The following is a 19,074-nucleotide window of genomic DNA, read 5'->3' as shown; positions in this document are numbered from 1 at the left end:
CGGCGATTCTTCACGTGCACGATCGAACCGGATAGGGCACCATCCGTTCGGACTAGACCGCCCGGGGGACGCATGAACACCACGCTCAGCCACCTGCTCCGCTTTCGCCGTGACCAGGGGGGTGAAGGCGTCATCTCGGCCGCGATCGTGGTCCTGATCATGGCGCTGCTCGGCGCCGCCATGTGGTCGGCGTTCAACGGCATCTTCGTCGACGCGACCACGGACATCCAGAACACCGTGGACTCGATCGGCAGTTGAGATGGGCGCCGGTGAGTCGGGGACCAGTCCGGTCACCGCGGTCTTCGGCGTCACCATCTTCCTCGCCTTCATCATGCTGGCGACCCAGACGCTGACGCACCTGTACGCCACCTCGGTGGTGACCGGCGTCGTGTTCGACGCCGCCCGCCGTGCCGCCTCGGAGCACGGTGGCGGCTGCGAGCTGGCCGAGACCCACCTGCGTGCCGGCATGGGTGCGCATGGGGCCGGCGCCACCGTCCATTGCCTCGACGACGGCGACCAACTGCACCTGCGGGTACGAACCGCGTCGCCGGCGCGCCTCGTCGAGGGGGTGGGCGGGCACATCGACCGCGCCGCCGCCGTGCGCATCGAGCGCGGCCGATGACCGACGGCGTCGACGCGAACGAACAGGGCTTCGTCGCCGGCCTCGAGGCGCTCGCCTTCGGGGTGCTCATCTTCGTGCTGGGCACGCTCGTGGTCGTCAACGCCTGGGCGGTCGTCGACACCAAGTTCGCCGCCAGTGCCGCCGCGCGCGAAGCCGTCCGCGCGGCCGTCGAAGCGCCTGTCGACGCCGACCAGTCCCTGGTGGCCGCGGTCGCCGCCCGCCAGGCACTCGAGGGTCACGGCGTCGACGCCGAGGCACGGCTCATGCCGCTGCTACTCGGGCTCGAGCGCTGCCAGGAAGTCGCCTTCGAGGTCCGGATCGAGGTACCGGCACTGGTGCTGCCCGGTCTGTCGACGCGGCTGGCGCCCTTCGAGGTCGTCGCCGCGCACCGCGAGGTCGTCGACCCCTACCGCTCGGGGCTCGCCGTCCGGCAGGGGGAGGTTCCCGGCTGTGGCTTCTGATCGCCCGCGGCTCGCCGAGGAACACGGCAACACGCTGGTCCTGATGCCTGCCGCCGTGCTGGTGCTGGTGATCCTGGCCTCGCTGGCCTTCGACGCCGCCGCCGTCCACCTCCAGCAGCGACGGCTCGGCGACCTCGCCGCGAGCCTCGCCAACGACGCCGTCGCCGGACTCGACCTGGGATCGCTGTACGCCTTCGACGACGTCCCCGACCTCGACCCGGCGCGTGCCGCCGAGCTTGCGAACCTCCGCCTGGCGGCGTTCGCCCACGACGACACCCTCCGGGACGTCGCGTGTACGCCGGCGGTCGCCGGTGCCGCCGTCACGGTGACCTGCGAGGGACGTGTGGTAGGTGTGTTCGGCCGCGCCCTGTCCTCCGAGCGTGCCGCCTTCCGGGTCCGCGCGGTCGAGACCGCCCGGGCGGCGGTGAGCTAGCGACCAACCGTGACTGCACTGCCCTCCCGCGCCGCCCGCCGACGCCGCGTCGTCACCCTCGCCGTCCCCGCGATCGCGACCCTGGTCGCCGATCCACTGCTCGGCCTGGTCGACACCGCCGTCGTCGGTCGCCTCGGTGCCGCCGAACTCGGTGCGCTCGGACTGGCCGTGTCGGTGCTCGGCGCGCTGTCGTGGATCTTCAACTTCCTCGTCTTCGGCACCACCTCGACCGTCGCGCGCGCCGTCGGCGCCGGCGACCTGCAGGCCGCCGGCCGGCGCGTCAGCCACGCCGGGCAGGTCGCGCTGGTGCTCGGCATCTCCATCGGCGCCGTGCTGTTCGTGGCGGCCGGGCCGATCCTGCGGCTGCTGGGCACGGTCGAGGAACTGCTGCCCCCGGCGATCACCTACCTGCAGGTCCGGGCCGTCGGCGTGCCCCTGCTCCTGCTGACCTACGTCGGGCACGGCGCCTTCCGCGGCGTGTCCGACACGCGCACCCCGATGGGGGTCGTCGTCGCCGCCAACGTGGTCAACGCCGTCCTCACCGTCGTGCTGGTGTTCCCCCTCGGGATGGGGATCGCCGGCGCCGCGTGGGCGACGGTCGCCGCGGAGGCGCTGACGGCCCTGGCCTTCGTGCTCCTGCTGCGTCGGACCGGCCTGCCGCTGGCCGGCCACCGCCGCCCCGACCGGACCCAGCTGCGCGCGCTGGTCGTGGTCAGCCGCGACCTGTTCCTGCGCACGGGCGGGCTCCTGCTGGGTCTGCTGGCCATCACCGCGGCCGCCGGACGAACCGGCGCCGTCACCGCCGCGGGCCACCAAGTGCTCTACCAGACCTTCCTGCTGGTCTCGTTCCTGATGGACGGCTTCGCCATCTCGGCGCAGGCGATCGTCGGCACCGCGCTCGGCGCCGGACGCGTCGACGAGGCGCGGGCCTACGGCCGCGACCTGGTGCTGTGGGGGGTCGGTGGTGGCGCCGTCATCGCGCTGCTGCTGCTCGCCGGCGGCGGGGTGCTCCCTCGCCTGCTCACCGACGATCCGCAGGTGCTGGCCGTGATCGCGACGGCGTGGTGGTTCGCCGCGCTCGGCCACGTCGTCAACGGCCCGGTGTTCGCCCTCGACGGCGTCCTGATGGGCGCCGAGGACTTCGCCTACCTGCGGACCTGGACGGTGCTCGCCGCGATCGTCGGCGGTGTCGGTGGGCAACTCGTCGCGAGCTTGGGAGGCGGGCTGCTCGGGCTCTGGGTCGCGGTGCAGGCCATGATGGTGGTCCGGCTGGTCTCGCTGGTGGTCCGCGTCCGCGGCAGCGACTGGACCCGGACCGGTGCCGGGCTCGTCGTCGAACCGTGATGATGTCGCGCTTCCGGCTCCATGTCGCGCCAGCCCCGCACGGCTGCGGGATCGGCGCGACATGGCGTGACTGGCGCGACATGGTCCGGTTGGCGCGCCATCCGTGCGGCGATGAGTTCACGGCGGACGGGTCGTCAGCATGCGGTCCACGAGGAACGACGGAGGAGCGAGGAACATGCGGTTGGTGGTCATGGAGTTCATGAGCCTGGACGGCGTCGTCCAGGCACCGGGCGGGCCCGAGGAGGACACCGACGGCGGCTTCGCCCACGGTGGCTGGTCGCACCCGTTCTTCGACGTCGAGGTGATGGGCGGCGCCTTCGACGCGACCATGGCCGAGACCGACGCGGTCCTGTTCGGCCGCCGCACGTGGCAGGCGATGGCCGCGGCCTGGCCGCACCGTGCCGGCGACCCGTTCGCGGACCGGCTCAACGCCGCCCCCAAGTACGTGGTCTCCGACACGCTCGCCGACGACGACCTGACCTGGGAGCACACGACGCGGATCCGGGGTGACGAGGTCGTGGCACGCGTCCGGGCGCTCAAGCAGGGCGGCGAGGGCACCCTGCTCGTGATGGGCAGTCCAACCCTGGTGCGCACGCTGTTGCAGGAGGACCTGGTGGACGAGCTGCGGCTCATGGTCGAGCCGGTCCTGCTCGGCGGCGGCAAGACGATCTTCCCCGACGACGGGCGACTGCGGACGCTCGAACTGGTGTCCACGGTGACCAGCGGCACCGGCGTGAACATCTGCACGTACCGCGCAGGCGGCGGCTGATCGCCCCGGGCCCCAGTCGGTCGCGGTCGGCACCGTCGCTACGCTGCCCCGCGTCGTCGAGCCGAGGGAGCACGGGCGTATGGCGGGTGGTGGGCCGGCGGCTGCCGGTCGGGTCGCGCTGCTGTGGGACGACGCCTTCGCGGCCTACGACCTCGGACACGGCCACCCCCTGGCGCCGGTGCGGGTCGAGCTGACGATGGCCCTGATCCGGGCGACGGGACTGCTCGGTCCCGACGCCGTGGAGTTGGGGCCCGGGCCGTTCGACGAGGCCGAACTGCTGCGCCTGCACCGGCCCGAGTTCGTCGACACGGTCAAGCGGCTGTCCGCCGATCCGACCGCCCGCGCCGACGACCAGTTCGGGCTCGGGGCCGGCGACACGCCCGCGTTTCCCGACATGCATCCCACCTCGATGCTGATCTGCGCGGCGTCCAAGGAAGCGGCCCGCCAGGTCTGGGAGGGGGAGTCGGACCACGCCTTCAACCCCGCCGGTGGTCTCCACCACGCCATGCCCGACCGCGCCGCCGGCTTCTGCATCTACAACGACCCGGCCATCGCCATCGACTGGCTGCTCGAACACGGCGCCGAACGTGTCGCCTACGTCGACGTCGACGTGCACCACGGCGACGGGGTCGAGGTCGCGTTCGCCGACGACCCACGCGTGCTGACGATCTCGCTGCACGAGTCCGGTCGTTTCCTGTTCCCCGGCACGGGACACGTCACCGACATCGGCGGCGCCGGTGCGCCGGGCTCGGCCGCCAACGTGCCGCTGTACCCGGGGACCACCGGCGACATCTGGCTCGACGCCTTCGACGCTGTCGTCGAACCGCTGCTGCGGGCGTTCGCGCCCGACATCCTGCTCACCCAGCTCGGTTGCGACACCCATGCCGCGGATCCGCTCGCGCACCTGTCGCTGACCGTGGACGACGACGCCGCGATCTATCGCCGCCTGCACCAACTGGCGCACGAGCTGTGCGAGGGTCGCTGGGTCGCCTTCGGTGGCGGCGGATACCAGATCGTCGAGGTCGTGCCGCGCGCCTGGACGCTGGCGTTCGCCGAGATGGCCGGGCACAACGCCCCGATGGACACGCCGATGGCGTGGCAGGAGCTCGCCTACGCCCGCACCGGCCGTACGCCGCCGCGCTCGTTCACCGACGACCCGGCGCGCGTCGGTGTGGAGCTGCGGGCGCAGGCGCGAACGGCTGCCGCGGAGGCCGTCGAGGCGGTCCGGCGTCTCGTCCTTCCCCACCACGGCGTGCAGGCGCCGCCGCTGCACGGCTGAAGGAGGCCCGGTCCGGGTCGGCCGGCCGCCGGCGGTCTGGTTCACTCGGTCGCCCATCAGCGACGAGAGCAGGAGCGCGCGTGGAGCAGGGCCGACGGGTGCTCGTCACGGGCGTCGCCGGTGACCTGGCCGGGCTCGTGACCGCCGCGTTGGAGCGCCGTGACGACGTGGCGGCGATCTTCGGCGTCGACGTCCGCACGCCCTCGACGGACCTGCAGCGCACCGAGTTCGTGCGCGCCGACGTGCGCAATCCCGTGGTGGCGCGTCTGCTGACCACCGAACGCATCGACACCGTGCTGCACATGAGCACGGCCAGCACCCCCGCGCGCAGCGGCGGCCGCGCGATGATGAAGGAACGCAACGTCATCGGGGCGATGCAACTGCTGGCCGCCTGTCAGAACACCCCGACGCTACGCCGGTTCGTGCTCAAGTCGACGGCCGCCGTCTACGGCTCCGAGCACACCGACCCGGTCAGCTTCCGCGAAACCGACCTGCCGCGCACCCCGCCGCGTCACGGGTACGCCAAGGACGCCAGCGAGATCGAAACGTACGCGCGCTCGTTCGCGCGGCGCCGCACCGACGTGGAGTTGACGGTGCTGCGGTTCGCCAACTTCGTCGGTGGCCACCTCGACTCCGCCTTCAGTGCCCTGTTCAGCCTGCCAGCCGTCCCGACGGTGCTCGGCTACGACCCCCGCCTGCAGTTCTGCCACGAGGAGGACGCGGTCGCCGTCCTCGAACGGGTCACCTGTGCCAGCCATCCCGGCACCTACAACGTCGCCGGCGACGGGGTGGTCTACCTGTCCCAGGCCATCCGCCTCGCGGGGCGGGTGCCCGCCCCCGTTCCCCAACCGTTCGTCGACGTCGTCGCCGGCATGGTGCGCCGCAGCGGCCGCCTGGACGTCTCCGCCGAGCAGTTGCGCTTCCTGCAGTTCGGTCGCGTCATCGACACGACCCGCCTGCGCGAGGACGTCGGTTACGTGCCGCGCTGGTCCAGCCGGGCCGCGTTCGAGGACCTCGTCCGGCAGCGACGGATCCGCGGTCTGCTCGCCCACGACGACGTCCGCCGGCTCGAGCGCGAGGTCAACGCCTTCCTCGCCCGCCAGGACCAGCGCCGGTTCCTGGCCGGTCGTTCGGAGGGGCAGCCGTGAGCGCCGCGCGGCCCCCTGCCGAGGTGATCTCGATCGCCGCCGAACGCGCGGCGCGGCAGCGCGCGAACGACCCCGACGCCACGCCCAGGCCGCGATGTGCGGCGATCACCGTCGCGGGGACGCCGTGCCGCAACTACGCCGTCGCGGACGGCCGTTGCCGCGTGCATGCCCTGGTGCCTCCGGCGGACCGGCAGGAACCGGCGGTCGACGACGCGGCCGCCGCGAGGGATGCGGACGATCGCGAGGAGCCCCGGCACGCGGACGGCCCGAGGCGCGCGGACGACCGCGAGTCGGCCCGGCGAGCGGCCGAGCGCGAGGCGGCGCGTCGTGGGTGGCAGCCCCCGACCGATGCCTTGGCACTCCTGGGCCGGTTCCTCGGGGCCGGGTGGAGCCATCAGCTCACCGACGCCGCCGCCTTCCTCCGCCGCCGGCTCACCGGTGACTACGAGATCGACGAGTTCGGGTTCGACGAGGACCTGACCACCAACGTCCTCATGCCCTTGATCCGGCCGCTGCACCGGTACTGGTGGCGGGTCGGCTCGTACGGGGCCGAACACATCCCGACCTCGGGCGGCGCGCTCGTCGTCGCCAACCATGCGGGCACGCTGCCCGCCGACGCGCTCATCACCCGCCTCGACATCCTCGAGCAGACCGGCCGCCACGCCCGCGAGCTGGCGGCCGACCTCGCATTGCGGACGCCGTTCGCCGGGCCCTTCGCCCGCAAGACGGGCGCCACGCTCGCATCCGGTCCCGACGCGGACCGTCTGCTCGACCGTGGCGAGCTCGTGGCGGTCTGGCCCGAGGGGTTCAAGGGCGTCGGCAAGCCCTGGCGCGACCGCTACCGGTTGCAGCGGTTCGGGCGTGGAGGGTTCGTTGCGACGGCGCTGCGTGCGCAGGTACCGATCATCCCGACCGCGATCGTGGGCAGCGAGGAGATCTATCCGCTGCTGTTCGACCTGCGACTGTTGGCGCGGGTGCTCGGGCTGCCGTATTTCCCGGTGGTGCCGCAGATGTTCGCGCTGCCGGTTCTCGGCCCGCTGGCGCTGCTGCCACTGCCGTCGAAGTGGGTCATCGAGTACGGCGAGCCCATCGACACCAGCCCCTACGGCCCCGACGCCGCCGACGACCCCATGGCGGTCTTCGAGCTCACCGACGCCGTGCGCGACACGATCCAGCGGATGCTGCACCGCAACCTGATGGGACGTCGCTCGGTCTTCCTGTGAGGCTGGCCGTGACGTTCGTGTGAGCAGGGTGGAGCGAACTCAGCGGCGGCGCAGCGCGACGGCGCCCGCCATGGCGGCCAGGCCGAGCACGCCGGTCAGACCCGCGCCCGTATGGGGCAGCGGCTCGTCGGGGACCTCGGCGGCAACGACCTCGACCGGTTCGGCGTTGACCCCCACGCGGGTCTCGTTGGCATGGACGATGACGGCGATCTCGCCGCCCACCTCGCTCAGGCCCGGCAGGCCGGCCAGGGGCAGCGTCGCCGCGACGACGAACGGCGTCGTCCCCGCCGAGGTCCCGGCGCCCTCGATGTCGCCGGTGTAGGCCTGGCCCGGCGTCAGCGCCCGGGTGGAGAGAGCCGCCAACAGTTGGTCGAGTCCGCCGAAGACCGGGGCGAGCGCACCGCCGAGCAGGTCGTCGCGCACGACCCGCTCGAGAACGGCGACGTCGCCGAGCGGCCCCTCGGCCGCGACCAGCCGGAGCAGGCTCTGTTCCTGCGGGCAGGCGCGCACCTGCACGTCCGGGGCGGTCGCCGACCGTGCCGCCTCGATGCCGTCGGTCGACGCGGTGGCGGTGAAGGTGGCCGGCGCCTCACCGTCGCCGCCGAGACAGGCGATGCCGAGCGCGTTGAGGTGGCTGAAGGTGGAGGTCGCCGTCGCCGTCACGGTGCCGTCGTCGTGGACGATCTCGGACGTCGCCGCGACCAGGCCGAGGTCGACCAGCGGGATGTCGGCGTCCAGCGGGTTGTGCAGACGCAGCACCGACGAGGCGCCGTTGCCGTCGGTCTCGCACAGCGAACCGCCCCCGAGGAGCCCGTCGAGCACGGGGTCGCTGAGCTCGCACAGCGCCGGGTCGAGCTGGCCGAGCAGCTGTTCGTTGAGGCCGTCCACGACCTGGCCGAGCGCGTCACGTGCCTCGACGGGCAGGCCATGTTCGACCAGGTTGCCGAGCCCGATGTCCACGCCGGCGATCCGGACGTCGGCGAAGGCCCGGGCGTCGTCGCTGGCGCAGTCGACGCCCAGCAGCGTGAAGGTCACGAGCGGTGGGCCGTCGGGGGGCAGTGTGGCCTCCATCGGCCCACCCTCGCAGGCACCCGGTTGGTCGGCGGCCTCGGAGGCGAGCAGGAGGTTGGTGACGAAGGCCCTGGCATCCGCGTCGATCGGCTCGTCGGCCGCGGCACGACGCAGGTCGGTCTCGGCCTTGCCGAGGTCGAGACGGATGCCCGCGGTGCGCGTCTCCCCGAAGTCGCATCCGCCGGCGATACCGAGACCTTCGAGGACCGGCGTCAGCCCCTCGGCAAGGGCGGCGGGCACGCCGACGCAGACGGTGGCGCCGCTGGCCTCGGCGTACGCCGCGAAACCGCCGACGCCGGCCTCGGGGGTCGTCGCGTCGCCGCCGATCCTGGGCGCCGCCGCGTCGGGCCGCTCGGCGTCCTCGGCGCCGTCATCGCCCTCGCCGCCGGGGTCGGGCAACCCGACCTCGTCGAGGAGCGCGAGGAGCTGGTCGAGGACCTGTTGCAGTTCGGGAGGCAGTTGCGGGGCGTCGCCACCCTCGCCGGTGAGCGCGTCCAGCAGCTGTCGACGTTCGTCGGGATCGAGCCCCCCGAGCAGGTCCTCGAGTCGTGCCGGATCGAGGACGTCCTCCAGCCCACCGAACTCGCCGGGAGCGGGTTGCGCGGCAGCAAGGCCGGGCACGCCGAGTGCCAACATCCCGGCGGCGACCAGTGCGGTCGCCCGCCTCCACCTGCGCGTCCCCATCCCGCAACCTCCCAGTCGCCCCACCGTCCCGTCGGCCCGGGTCCGGTGCGTTGGGCTCAACGAAGCGGTGTCGTTCCGGCAACGGGGCCACCGGCGCCACCAACGCCGCGTGCGCGAACCGCGCACCTGCGCAGGGACCGGTCGCGCGGGGTCCCCGCCGGCAAGGCGGGAAGCGAGCGTCGGTGACGGCTCAGTTGCCGCCGAGCCCGCCGAGGCCGCCGAGCCCGCCGGAGCCGCCGGAGCCGCCGAGGTTGCCGCCGATCGTCCCGGTGGTGTCGTCGACGGCGTCGCCGAGCCCGCCGACCGCATCGCCGATCGTGCCGACCGGATCCTTGACGACGCCGCCGATCGTCCCGCCGACGTCCTCGACCACCTGGCCGAGACCGTCACCGACCTCGTCGACGGTTTCGTCCACGGCGTCGCCGGCCTCGCCGCCGACGACCCCCCCGACGGCGTCCCCGACCTCGTCGGCCGTGTCGCGCACCGTGCCGCCGACGCGGCTGCCGGTGTCCTCGATCGTCTGGCCGGCGGATCCGGTCACGCCCGCGACGGCGTCGCCGGTGCCCGTCCCACCCGAGGTGGTCGACGGGGAGCGGCCCACGCCGCCGTCGTCGCTGCCCGTGGATTCGCCAAGCGTTCCCTCGACACGGGCGACGGCCGCTGCCTCGGCCTCGGCCAGCCCTTCGCTCAGACGTGAGCGGTCTGGTGAGGCGGTCGGCGCCGGCAGGGCCGCCGAGCGCAGCCGCTCGGCCAGGGTGGCGCCTCCGCCCAGCGGGACGACGCCGTTGTCGGCGAGGGCGACGCAGTCGCACGCCTGCGCCACCGGGAACAGCAACTCGAGCCGGATCCGGCGCAGTACGCCGAGCGAGTCCTCGGCCCGTGGGCGGACCTCGGCCGGCAGCGCGTCGTAGATCTCGACGAGCCGTGACGCCTGCCGCTGGGTGAAGGCGTCGACCTCGGCGAGCAGTTCCCCGTCGGCGGTGCGTTCGGCGGCGGCGATCAGGTCCTGCGCGCCGTCGAGCGAACGCTGGTCCATCTCGGCCAGCGCCTCGGTGAGCCGGTCGCTGCCGAGCCGGTCGCTGCCCGTGGCGACCTCGTCGAGGCGTTCCTCGGCGAAGCGCAGCTGGAGGCGGCCGTGCTGGACGACGTCGCCGGCCAGCGACAGGCGCGCGGTCTCGGTGGCCTGCTTCACGCGGTAGAGGGTGTCACCCGGCAGCGCGTCCTGGGCGGCGAACGCGACCCCGGCGCTGCCGAGCATCGCCGACGCCAGGCCGGTCGCGATCCCGACCCGGGTCGAACGGAAGCGCTCCTGGCGGGACGGACGCGCCGGGGCGGGCGCGGTCTCCGGGCGTTCGTTGGCGATGTCGGCGAGCAGCCGGGCGCGCATGGCCTCGCGGTTGGCCTGGCTCAACGTGACCGACTCGAAGGCGTCGTGCTCGACGACCGCCGTGGCAAGCCGGCCGAGGGAACGCGTGGCGCCGTCGACCTCGCCGGGCGCGCGCGTACCGTCGAGCAGCGCAGCGAGCTGCTCGATCTCGCGGGCGTGTCGGCGGGGTGTCACGAATGAGCCTGTCGGCGGTTGGTGAACGGGCGGACCGAGGTTGACATCGACGTCAACGAGGCGGGTCCGCCGGTGGTACGGACCTGTGCGGTGATCGCGCTGCATGTGCTCACAACGGCACCATCTTGAGCAGGGCGAGCAGGCCCCCGAGCCCGGTCGTCGCCAGTCGTGTCAGTTCCGGATGCCCCTCGACCTCGGTGGCCAGGGCCCGCAACGCCCGGTACTGCAGCGCCTTGGTGGCACCGACGGAGCGCTCCATCACCGCGGCGGTCTCGGCGACCGACAGGTCGTGGACGAAGCGCAGTTCGATGACCTCGCGATGCTCGTCCTTGAGGCGTGCGAGCGCCTGGCCGAGCGCCCGGGTCAGGTCCCGCGCGACCGCGACGCGCTCGGGATCGTCCGGCGTGCTGGGTCCCGGGTCGTCCCGCACGTCGTCGGTCGGCCGTTCGAGGCGGAATCGGGCGGACTTGAAGTGGTCGTGCACGCGGTTGCGCGCGATCGTCATGATCCACGCGCCGAGGTCCACGCCCTGCCACTCGAAGCTGGAGAGGCGCCGGTAGGCCCGCAGGAACACGTCGCCGACCAGGTCCTCGGCGAGTTGACGGTGCCCCACGCGCCGGTAGACGTAGGCGAAGGTCTGGTCGACGTAGCGGTCGTAGAGGTCGGCGAACGCCTGGGCGTCGCCGCCCTGGGCCCGTTCGACGAGCGCGACGACCTCGGGGTCGACCGCCTCACCGGCGAGAGGAGCGGCGCTCACAGGTTGGCCGCCCGGGTCAGTTGCACGATGGCGGCCACGACGATGACGGCGAGCAGCAGCAGCAGCGCCAACGACGTCCCAGCACGCACGCGGTCATCTCCCGGTCAGCGCGTGGACCGACTCCCCGCCGCCCCACGCCGCCGGACGAGGGTACGGGAACCTTCCCCGGCCGACCTCGATCCGGTGGCGAGTCAAGCGGAGAACGCCCGGAACTTCACCGTCCCTTGGGTCAGGGCGGCTCCGGAGCGCGGTTCAGGGGTTCAGCGGCGGGACGGTGGGTTGGTCCGGATCGTCCTCGTGGGCTCCAGGGGCGATCGCGACCACGTCGGGACGGCCGAGCACCTCCTCGGCAGGGGCACCGTCGAGCAGCGCGACGCACTTCTCGCGCTCCTGGCGCAGGTACCCGACCAGCGCGCTGCGATCGTCGAGGTAGCGGCGGCAGTCGAGCTCGAGCGTGATGGACGCACGCGGGCCGTCGGGGAGCTTGGCGTCCTCGCCGACCTCCGACAGGAAGGAGGCCAGCGGCAGCCGCCCGTGTCCGAGCGGGGCGTGGCTGTCACGGCCGCCGCCCCGGTTGTCGGACACGTGCAGGTGCACGGCCTGCTCGCGCAGACGCCGGTAGGCCGCGGTGATGTCGATGTCGGCGACGCCGAAATGGCTGGTGTCGAGCACGACGTGCCGGAAGGAGCGCAGGTGGTCGGGTTCGGTGTAGCGGTGGAACCGCACCGGCCGCCCCGCGACCGACACCGGGTAGAGGTTCTCGACCCCGATCCGTGTGCCCTGCTCCTCCGCCTCGGCGTCACCCTCGCGGAGCAACCACTGGTGGAACTCCCGCTGCCACCGGAACGGTGGGTGGACGATCATCAGGTCCGCGTCGAGGTCGCTGGCCAGTTCCAGCGAGCGCCGTGCCTTCTCGACCAGGTCCGTGCCGAAGACGCGGCGCGTCAACAGCAGGAACGGCCCGTGGACGACCGGCACGGCGATGCCCTCGGTCGCGGCGGCCGCCGCGACGCGCTCGGGCTCCTGGGTCGCCGGGTCCTGGGTCACCATGAGCTCGACGCCGTCGTAGCCGGCCTCGGCGACGACCCCGAGCGCCCAGTCCAGAGGACGGGCGAACAGGGGGCCGGTGGAGGCGAGCAGGCGCATGTCGCTCGAGCGTAGCCCCGTGGCGCCAACCGCCCTCCGGTCGCCGCGGCGTCCCACCGCCGACCGGTCGCCCCGGACGGCACGCGGCGGAGGGGGCGGCCCCTAGGCTGCGCGACCACGGCGATCCGGGCAGCGGAAGAGGGAGTGCGCGTGAACGGCACACCACCGGTCGACGTGGCCGCCCGTCTGCGTCGGGCCGCCGCCGAGCGTCCCGACCACCCCGCGCTGGTGTGGGACGGCGGCCGTCTCACGTACGGCGAACTGCACGCCCGCGTCGATGCCGGCACGGCGGCCCTGCAGCGCCTGGGGGTCGGCCCGGGGGACCGCGTGGCGCTGATCTGCGGCACCAACGTCACCTTCGTCGAGGTGGCCGCCGCGACCCTTCGCGCCGGCGCAGCCGTGGTCCCACTGCTGCCCGGCCTGGCGCCGGACGAGCTGCGTCACGCGCTGGCCGACAGCGGCGCCTCGGTCGCCGTCGTGGGTCCCGAACGCCTTGCCGCCGTGGTCGAGCTCGCCGACCACCTCGACGGCCTCCGCATCGTGTCGGCGGCATCCGCGGGTGACCTGCCGACCGGCGCCCTGCCGGACGACGACCTGCCGACATGGTCCGCGCTTCGGGACGTCGCCGGTGAACCGCGCCCGGTCGACCGTGCCCCCGACGATCTCGGTGCGCTGGTCTACACCTCGGGCACGACGGGACGGCCGCGCGGCGCGATGCTCTCGCGCGGCAACCTCGCGGCCAACCAGGACCAGTCGCTGGCGGGCCGGTTCGAGGTCACCGCCGACGACGTGGTCCTGCTGGTGCTGCCGCTGGCCCACATCTACGCGTTCAACGTGGGACTCGGTGCCGCGTTGACGGCGGGAGCGACGATGGTGCTCGTCGAGCGCTTCGACCCGGCGGCGACGCTGCGGGCGATGAGCGAGCACGGGGTCACCGTGCTGCTCGGGGCACCCTCGATCTACGTCGCCTGGATCCGGGGCGGCCACCTCGACGACGCGTCGCTGCCGACGCTGCGGTTGGCGGTGTCCGGAGCGGCACCGCTGCCACCCGCGGCCCTCGAGGCGTTCGCGGCCGCGACCGGGGTGACCATCGAGGAGGGCTACGGGTTGACCGAGGCGTCCCCGTCCGTCACCAGCAACGCCATGGGGCTCCGGCCGCGCGCCGGCTCCGTCGGACTGCCGTTGCCGCAGGTGGAGCTGCGCCTGGTCGACGACGACGGACGCGACGTGGAGGACGGTGACCCGGGCGAGGTCTGGGTCCGCGGCCCCAACGTGTTCCAGGGCTACCACGGAGATGCCGAGGCGACCGCACGTGCGCTGACCGCGGACGGGTGGCTGCGGACCGGCGACGTCGCGACCCGGGACGCCGACGGCTACCTCTTCCTCGTCGACCGCAAGCGCGACCTGATCATCGTCAACGGCTTCAACGTCTATCCGCGCGAGGTCGAGCGCGTCCTCCTCGAGGATCCCGAGGTCCTCGATGCCGCGGTCGTCGGCGCGGACCACCCACTCACGGGGGAGACGGTCGTCGCCCACGTCGTGGCCCGCGACGACACGATCGACGTCGAACGGCTCGGCGATGTCTGCCGCGCCCGCCTCGCCCGTTACAAGTGCCCGACCCGCATCGAGGTGGTGGACCAGCTCCCCCTCACGGCCAGCGGCAAGGTCCGCCGCCGTGAACTGCGCGAGCCGTCCTGATGCGGCTGCGCCGTCGTGCCCGTCGGCCAGCCGTGCTCGTCTACACGCGTGCGACCTGCGGGCTGTGCCGGCGCGCCGAGGCGATCGTCGCGCGCGAGGCACGGGGTGCCGACGTGACGCACGTCGACGTCGACGGCGACGACGTGCTGGTGTCGCGCTACGGCGTGCGGGTGCCGGTGGTCGTGGTCGACGGCCGCGAGGTCGCCGAACTCGAGGTGCCGCCCGGCAGCGTCCGGGCCGCGGTCCGACAGGCGCGACGCAGCGCCTGAGCGCCCGCCCGATGGGACGAATTGGCCGGTCCGCACGAGCCACGTAGCCTCGCTCGAGCATCGACGGCCCGGTTGCGTTATGACCGGCCACGACCAACGGAGGGCGGGCGTGTCGCAGCGGCGGATCCCCGAGGCCACGGTCGCCCGACTGCCGCGCTACCTGCAGGTACTGGTCGAGGCGGCCGACGCGGGGCGACAGACCCTTTCCAGCGACGACCTCGCCAAGGCGTCCGGCCTCACCTCGGCGAAGGTCCGCAAGGACCTGTCGTTCCTCGGCACCTACGGCACGCGCGGGGTCGGCTACACCGTGGCGCAGCTGGCCACCGAGATCTCGACCGTGCTCGGGCTGACCGATGACCGCCCCGTCGTGATCGTGGGGATCGGCAACCTCGGTCGCGCCCTGGCCAGCTACGACGGCTTCTCGCGCCGCGGCTTCCGGGTCGAGGCGCTGGTGGACGCCGACCCGGCCAAGATCGGCACGCCGGTCGGGGAGCACGTCGTGCGGCCGCCCTCCGACCTCCCGACGCTCGTACGCGACCACGGCATCACCATCGCGGTGCTCACCACCCCCGCAGAACGCGCCCAGGCCGTCGCCGAGGAGGTGGTCGCCGCGGGTGTCACGGCCATCCTCAACTTCGCCCCGGGCCACCTCGAGGTTCCTGACCAGATCACCGTCCGCACGGTGGACATGTCCACGGAACTGCAGATCCTGTCGTTCTACGAGCAGCTCAACGAGGTCTCCGCCGCCGCCAGCTGACCGGACGCCACCGGACGTGGAGCGCGCCCGGGGGAGCTGGCACGGTCGGTGCCTGCGCGATCCTTCTGTGGCATTGGTTCGCCCCCGAACCGACCGGTACGCTCGCGGACGACGGAGACGTGCGGGCTCGACGCCGGTCGCGTCGCTGCATCCGGTACGCCGGTGCCGTCCCGCCACGCGCAGAGCGTGACGCCTTCCAGCCACCAGATCGGGCCCATGTCCCTCCTCGTCGTCGGGTGCAACCACCGCAGCGCGGACCTGTCGCTGCTGGAACGGCTCGCCGTGCCCGCCGAGCAGCTGCCGAAGGCCCTGAAGGCGCTGACCGGCCTCGAGCACGTGCAGGAAGCCGTCGTGCTCTCCACGTGCAACCGGGTCGAGATCTATGCCTCGGTGAGCCGGTTCCACCCCGGTCTGCAGGAACTGCGGGGCTGGCTCGCGGAACGCGGCGACATCCACCCGCAGGACCTCGACGAGCTGCAGTACAGCTACCACGACGACCGGGCCGCGGCGCACCTGTTCGCCGTCACGGCCGGCCTCGACTCGATGGTGCTCGGTGAGCGCCAGGTCGCGATGCAGGTCAAGCAGGCGATGGAGACCGCGCGCCAGGAGGGCAGCGCCCGCCGGGTCCTGCAGCGGCTGTTCCGGCAGGCCGTCCGGGTGGGCCGCCGGGTCCGCCACGAGACCGCCATCTCCAGCGGCGCGTCCTCGATGGTCGACGTCGGCCTCGACGTCGCCGCCGCGCGGCTCGGGACCGCGCTCACCGGCAGCCACGTGCTGCTGGTCGGCGCGGGCAAGATGGGTGGGCTGACCGCGCGCCGCCTGGTCGACGAGGCCGCGGGCCGCATCGACGTGTGGAACCGGTCCGAGGACAAGGCGGAGCGGCTCGCCGCCCGCACCGGCGGGCGCATCATCGCCGCCGGCGCCCTGCAGCAGGCCGTGGGTGACGCCGACCTCGTGGTGTGCACGACCGGCGCTCCCGAACCCGTCCTCGACCTCGACCTGGTGCTCGCCGCGGTCCAACAGCGCCGCGCCGACGGGCACGGGACCCGGCCACTGGTCCTGCTCGACCTGGCCATGCCCCGCAACGTCGACCCGCGCTGTCACGACGTTCCCGGCGTCGAGGTGGTCGACATCGCCGACGTCCGCGCCGTCGCCATGGGCGCCGGGGTCGAGTACGGCGCAGACCGCGGCGTCAACGGCGACGTGGTCGCCGCCGCACGCTCCATCGTCGACGTCGAGGCGGAACGCTTCCTCGCATGGACGCGCGCGAGCGAGGTCGAGCCGACGATCCGCGACCTGCGGCGTACGGCCGAGCAGGTCCGTGCCGCCGAGCTCGAGCGTCTCTCCGGTCGCCTGTCGTCGCTCGACGACCGGCAGCGTGAAACCGTCGAGGCGCTCACACGCGGCATCGTCAACACGCTGCTGCACACGCCGACGGTCCGGTTGAAGGAGCTCGCGGACGGCACCGGCGCCGAGGGGCACGCCGACGCGGTGCGGGACCTGTTCGGCCTGGACGACCCGGACCCGGACCGCGAAGCGTGAGCTCCGCCGAGGACGGTCCCTGGCGGATCGCGACCCGTCGCTCCGCGCTGGCCCAGGTGCAGGCGCGCCACGTCGGCACGGCGCTCGAGGCCGCGACGGGCCGGGCGTTCGAACTGGTCCCGATGTCGACCACGGGTGACGACCACCCCGACCGGGCGCTCGAGTCGTTCGACGCCAAGGGCCTGTTCGTGGACGCGACGCGCCGGGCGGTGCTCGAGGGCGACTGCCACCTGGTCGTCCACTCCTACAAGGACCTGCCGACCGAGCACGCCGCCGGCCTGACCATCGCCGCCGTGCCCGAGCGGGTCGACCCCCGCGACGCCCTGGTCACCCGCGCCGGGCACCGGCTCGCCGACCTGCCCCGGGACCGCCAGGTCACGATCGGCACCTCGTCGCCGCGACGACGGGCGCAGTTGCAGAAAGCACGCCGCGACGTGCTGGTCCAGCCGATCCGCGGCAACCTCGAGACCCGGCTCGGCAAGGTCGTGGCCGGCGAGGTCGACGGCATCGTCCTCGCGGTCGCCGGCCTGCTGCGCCTGCAACCGCAGGGGTTCGATCTCACGGTCGTCCCGCTCGAGCACGGCGAGATGCTGCACGCGCCGGCACAGGGCGCACTGGCCATCGAGTGCCGCAGCGACGACGCCGCGACACGCAAGGCGCTGCGGCGCATCGACCACGCCGACACCCGCACCGAGGTCACGGCCGAGCGCGAGTTGCTGCTCCAGCTCCAGGGTGGTTGCACCGCGCCGATCGGTGCGCACGCGACCCTGCTTCCCGCCCCTGGCGGAACGGGTGGTGCTCAGGCGGAGAACGGTCACCGGCGCCTCGAACTGCTGGGCATGTTGTCCGATCCGACGGGCACGCGGCTGTTCCGGGCCTCCCACGAGACCGCCGCCGACGAGCCGCAGTTGTTGGGCCGGGTCATGGCCGCGACGCTGCTGGAGGCGGGTGGTCAGGACGTGCTCGAGCGGCTGCGGCAGCCTTCGGCGTGACCGTGGACGCCGCGACCGTGCGACCGTTGGCCGGCCGTCGGGTGCTCGTCGCCCGCTCGCGTGCCCAGGCGTCGGCCCTCGCCGACCGCGTCCGCGATCTGGGCGGTGACCCGGTCGAGGCTCCCGTGCTGCGCATCGAGGACGGTGACGTCGGTTCGCTCCGCGCTGCGCTGCACGATCTCGCGGACGGGGCCTTCGCGGCCGTGTGCCTCACCTCCCCGAACGGGGTCGACGCGGTGGCGTCGGCGATCGAGCAGGACGGGCTCGACGCCCGCGTGTTCGCCGCCGTGCCGCTCGTCGCCTGCGTCGGTCCCGGCACGGCGGGCCGGCTGTGGGAGCGGCTGCGCGTACGCGCCGACCTCGTGCCGGACCGCGCCACCACCGAGGCGCTCGGTGAAGCGCTGCCGCACGGCAGCGGGCGCGTGTTGCTTCCGCGCGCCGACATCGCCAGTCCGATCCTGCACCAGCTGGTGGTCGACAAGGGCTACGAGCCGCTCGAGGTGGTCGCCTACCGGACCGTCGCGCCCGACACGCTGCCGGACGCGGTGCTCGACGACCTCGAGGCCGGACGGATCGACCTGCTCGCCTTCGCGTCCTCCTCGACGGTGCGCAACTTCGTGACGCTGGTCGGGCAGCGGCCCTGGCGGGGCGCGGTCGTCTCGATCGGCCCCGTGACCACGCGCACCTGCCGTGAGCTCGACATCCCGGTGGCCGTCGAGGCCGATCCACACGACCTCGACGGTCTCGTCGCCGCCCTGGTCACCGCCGCCGGGTCCGACGGCAGCTGAGTCGCACCTCGCAGCGACCATTCCGATGCGTGCATCCTGGGGCGCACGACCCCAGCACCGGATGCACGTATCGGCGCATGACCTGCCGCCGGGCCGCTCGCGGGCATACGGCCGGTCGTCGATGGACCCTGATGCCGGTTTGGGTGATCATGCCGCGCGGGCCGACCGGTTCCGCGCCGGTCCGGGGAGGAAGACGCCGTGACGCAGCACGCGGTCGACATCGTCTGGGAGTTCAGTCCGTACGGCGGGGAGCGCCTGCTGTTCCACCTCGCCTTCGCCAAGCACGCCGTCCTCGACGACGCCGATCCGGGATTCCACGAGCAGGTCTTGGAGTCCGCGCTGCCCGACATCGCCCAGGACGCCCGCATGACGGCCGACGCGGCCGCGGGGCACCTGGCGCAGCTGTTGCAGGACGGCATCGTGTATCCGGCCGACGGCTCAGGCGCGGACGACGATCGCGAGACGACGGTCTACGCGCTCAATCCCCTGCCGCTGCCCGACTAGCGGCGCGGCTGGTGCCCGCTCGCCCA

At 73.4% G+C, this 19,074-nt stretch carries 20 protein-coding genes; 16 read left to right on the top strand and 4 right to left on the bottom strand.

All coding sequences use genetic code 11. The features are described from left to right. Positions 1 to 72: 72 nt before the first annotated feature. The 9 genes from ACERMF_RS13135 (at position 73) to ACERMF_RS13095 (ending at position 7,279) form a co-directional block, all read left to right on the top strand. Positions 73 to 258: a hypothetical protein gene (locus ACERMF_RS13135; protein WP_373669552.1), complete on the top strand. Its 186-nt coding sequence runs from the start codon at positions 73 to 75 to the stop codon at positions 256 to 258. A 1-nt stretch (position 259) separates the two neighbouring features. After that, positions 260 to 622: a hypothetical protein gene (locus ACERMF_RS13130; protein ID WP_373669551.1), complete on the top strand. Its 363-nt coding sequence runs from the start codon at positions 260 to 262 to the stop codon at positions 620 to 622. Beyond that, entirely contained in the window at positions 619 to 1,083 is a 465-nt protein-coding gene (locus ACERMF_RS13125) for a hypothetical protein (protein ID WP_373669550.1), read from the top strand. Before ACERMF_RS13130 ends, ACERMF_RS13125 begins: the two co-directional genes overlap by 4 nt. Further along, positions 1,073 to 1,516 (top strand): hypothetical protein, encoded by a 444-nt coding sequence (locus tag ACERMF_RS13120; protein ID WP_373669549.1) that lies wholly within the window; start codon positions 1,073 to 1,075, stop codon positions 1,514 to 1,516. Before ACERMF_RS13125 ends, ACERMF_RS13120 begins: the two co-directional genes overlap by 11 nt. A 9-nt stretch (positions 1,517 to 1,525) precedes the next feature. After that, positions 1,526 to 2,860, top strand: a complete 1,335-nt coding sequence (locus tag ACERMF_RS13115; RefSeq protein WP_373669548.1) for an MATE family efflux transporter — start codon at positions 1,526 to 1,528, stop codon at positions 2,858 to 2,860. A 175-nt stretch (positions 2,861 to 3,035) separates the two neighbouring features. After that, positions 3,036 to 3,629, top strand: a complete 594-nt coding sequence (locus ACERMF_RS13110; RefSeq protein ID WP_373669547.1) for a dihydrofolate reductase family protein — start codon at positions 3,036 to 3,038, stop codon at positions 3,627 to 3,629. A gap of 79 nt (positions 3,630 to 3,708) precedes the next feature. Then, on the top strand, positions 3,709 to 4,908 hold the full coding sequence (locus ACERMF_RS13105) for an acetoin utilization protein AcuC (RefSeq protein ID WP_373669546.1): 1,200 nt from the start codon (positions 3,709 to 3,711) through the stop codon (positions 4,906 to 4,908). An 80-nt stretch (positions 4,909 to 4,988) separates the two neighbouring features. Further along, the gene (locus ACERMF_RS13100; RefSeq protein ID WP_373669545.1) at positions 4,989 to 6,056 is read left to right on the top strand and encodes an NAD-dependent epimerase/dehydratase family protein; all 1,068 of its coding nucleotides are present in this window, start codon (positions 4,989 to 4,991) and stop codon (positions 6,054 to 6,056) included. Further along, positions 6,053 to 7,279, top strand: a complete 1,227-nt coding sequence (locus tag ACERMF_RS13095) for a lysophospholipid acyltransferase family protein (RefSeq protein ID WP_373669544.1) — start codon at positions 6,053 to 6,055, stop codon at positions 7,277 to 7,279. Before ACERMF_RS13100 ends, ACERMF_RS13095 begins: the two co-directional genes overlap by 4 nt. 39 nt (positions 7,280 to 7,318) lie before the next feature. On the opposite strand, the gene ACERMF_RS13090 is transcribed toward ACERMF_RS13095, so the two are convergent. From ACERMF_RS13090 to ACERMF_RS13075, 4 genes are all read right to left on the bottom strand, one after another. Continuing rightward, entirely contained in the window at positions 7,319 to 9,034 is a 1,716-nt protein-coding gene (locus ACERMF_RS13090; RefSeq protein WP_373669543.1) for a hypothetical protein, read from the bottom strand. 190 nt (positions 9,035 to 9,224) lie between these two features. Further along, on the bottom strand, positions 9,225 to 10,595 hold the full coding sequence (locus tag ACERMF_RS13085; RefSeq protein ID WP_373669542.1) for a DUF5667 domain-containing protein: 1,371 nt from the start codon (positions 10,593 to 10,595) through the stop codon (positions 9,225 to 9,227). A gap of 109 nt (positions 10,596 to 10,704) precedes the next feature. Beyond that, positions 10,705 to 11,352: a sigma-70 family RNA polymerase sigma factor gene (locus ACERMF_RS13080; RefSeq protein WP_373669541.1), complete on the bottom strand. Its 648-nt coding sequence runs from the start codon at positions 11,350 to 11,352 to the stop codon at positions 10,705 to 10,707. 252 nt (positions 11,353 to 11,604) lie between these two features. Next, positions 11,605 to 12,498 (bottom strand): sugar phosphate isomerase/epimerase family protein, encoded by an 894-nt coding sequence (locus tag ACERMF_RS13075; RefSeq protein WP_373669540.1) that lies wholly within the window; start codon positions 12,496 to 12,498, stop codon positions 11,605 to 11,607. Between the two features lie 150 nt (positions 12,499 to 12,648). Here ACERMF_RS13075 and ACERMF_RS13070 point away from each other — a divergent pair, with 150 nt between their 5' ends. From ACERMF_RS13070 to ACERMF_RS13040, 7 genes are all read left to right on the top strand, one after another. Further along, the gene (locus tag ACERMF_RS13070) at positions 12,649 to 14,196 is read left to right on the top strand and encodes an AMP-binding protein (protein ID WP_373669539.1); all 1,548 of its coding nucleotides are present in this window, start codon (positions 12,649 to 12,651) and stop codon (positions 14,194 to 14,196) included. Then, positions 14,196 to 14,465: a glutaredoxin family protein gene (locus tag ACERMF_RS13065; RefSeq protein WP_373669538.1), complete on the top strand. Its 270-nt coding sequence runs from the start codon at positions 14,196 to 14,198 to the stop codon at positions 14,463 to 14,465. The genes ACERMF_RS13070 and ACERMF_RS13065 overlap by 1 nt, the downstream gene beginning before the upstream one ends. Positions 14,466 to 14,574: 109 nt before the next feature. After that, on the top strand, positions 14,575 to 15,222 hold the full coding sequence (locus tag ACERMF_RS13060) for a redox-sensing transcriptional repressor Rex (protein WP_373669537.1): 648 nt from the start codon (positions 14,575 to 14,577) through the stop codon (positions 15,220 to 15,222). Between the two features lie 216 nt (positions 15,223 to 15,438). Beyond that, positions 15,439 to 16,764 (top strand): glutamyl-tRNA reductase, encoded by a 1,326-nt coding sequence (locus ACERMF_RS13055; protein WP_373669536.1) that lies wholly within the window; start codon positions 15,439 to 15,441, stop codon positions 16,762 to 16,764. Next, positions 16,761 to 17,756 (top strand): hydroxymethylbilane synthase, encoded by a 996-nt coding sequence (gene hemC / locus ACERMF_RS13050; RefSeq protein ID WP_373669535.1) that lies wholly within the window; start codon positions 16,761 to 16,763, stop codon positions 17,754 to 17,756. The genes ACERMF_RS13055 and hemC overlap by 4 nt, the downstream gene beginning before the upstream one ends. A gap of 2 nt (positions 17,757 to 17,758) precedes the next feature. Then, positions 17,759 to 18,544, top strand: coding sequence for a uroporphyrinogen-III synthase (locus ACERMF_RS13045; RefSeq protein ID WP_373669534.1), 786 nt, complete (start codon positions 17,759 to 17,761; stop codon positions 18,542 to 18,544). 198 nt (positions 18,545 to 18,742) lie between these two features. Then, the gene (locus ACERMF_RS13040) at positions 18,743 to 19,048 is read left to right on the top strand and encodes a hypothetical protein (RefSeq protein WP_373669533.1); all 306 of its coding nucleotides are present in this window, start codon (positions 18,743 to 18,745) and stop codon (positions 19,046 to 19,048) included. Positions 19,049 to 19,074: the final 26 nt, after the last annotated feature.

Source organism: Egicoccus sp. AB-alg6-2, assembly GCF_041821025.1.
In the GTDB taxonomy this organism is placed as follows: domain Bacteria; phylum Actinomycetota; class Nitriliruptoria; order Nitriliruptorales; family Nitriliruptoraceae; genus Egicoccus.
The sequence above is the reverse complement of the archived record's forward strand: the minus strand, read 5'-3'. Positions and strand labels throughout refer to the sequence as shown.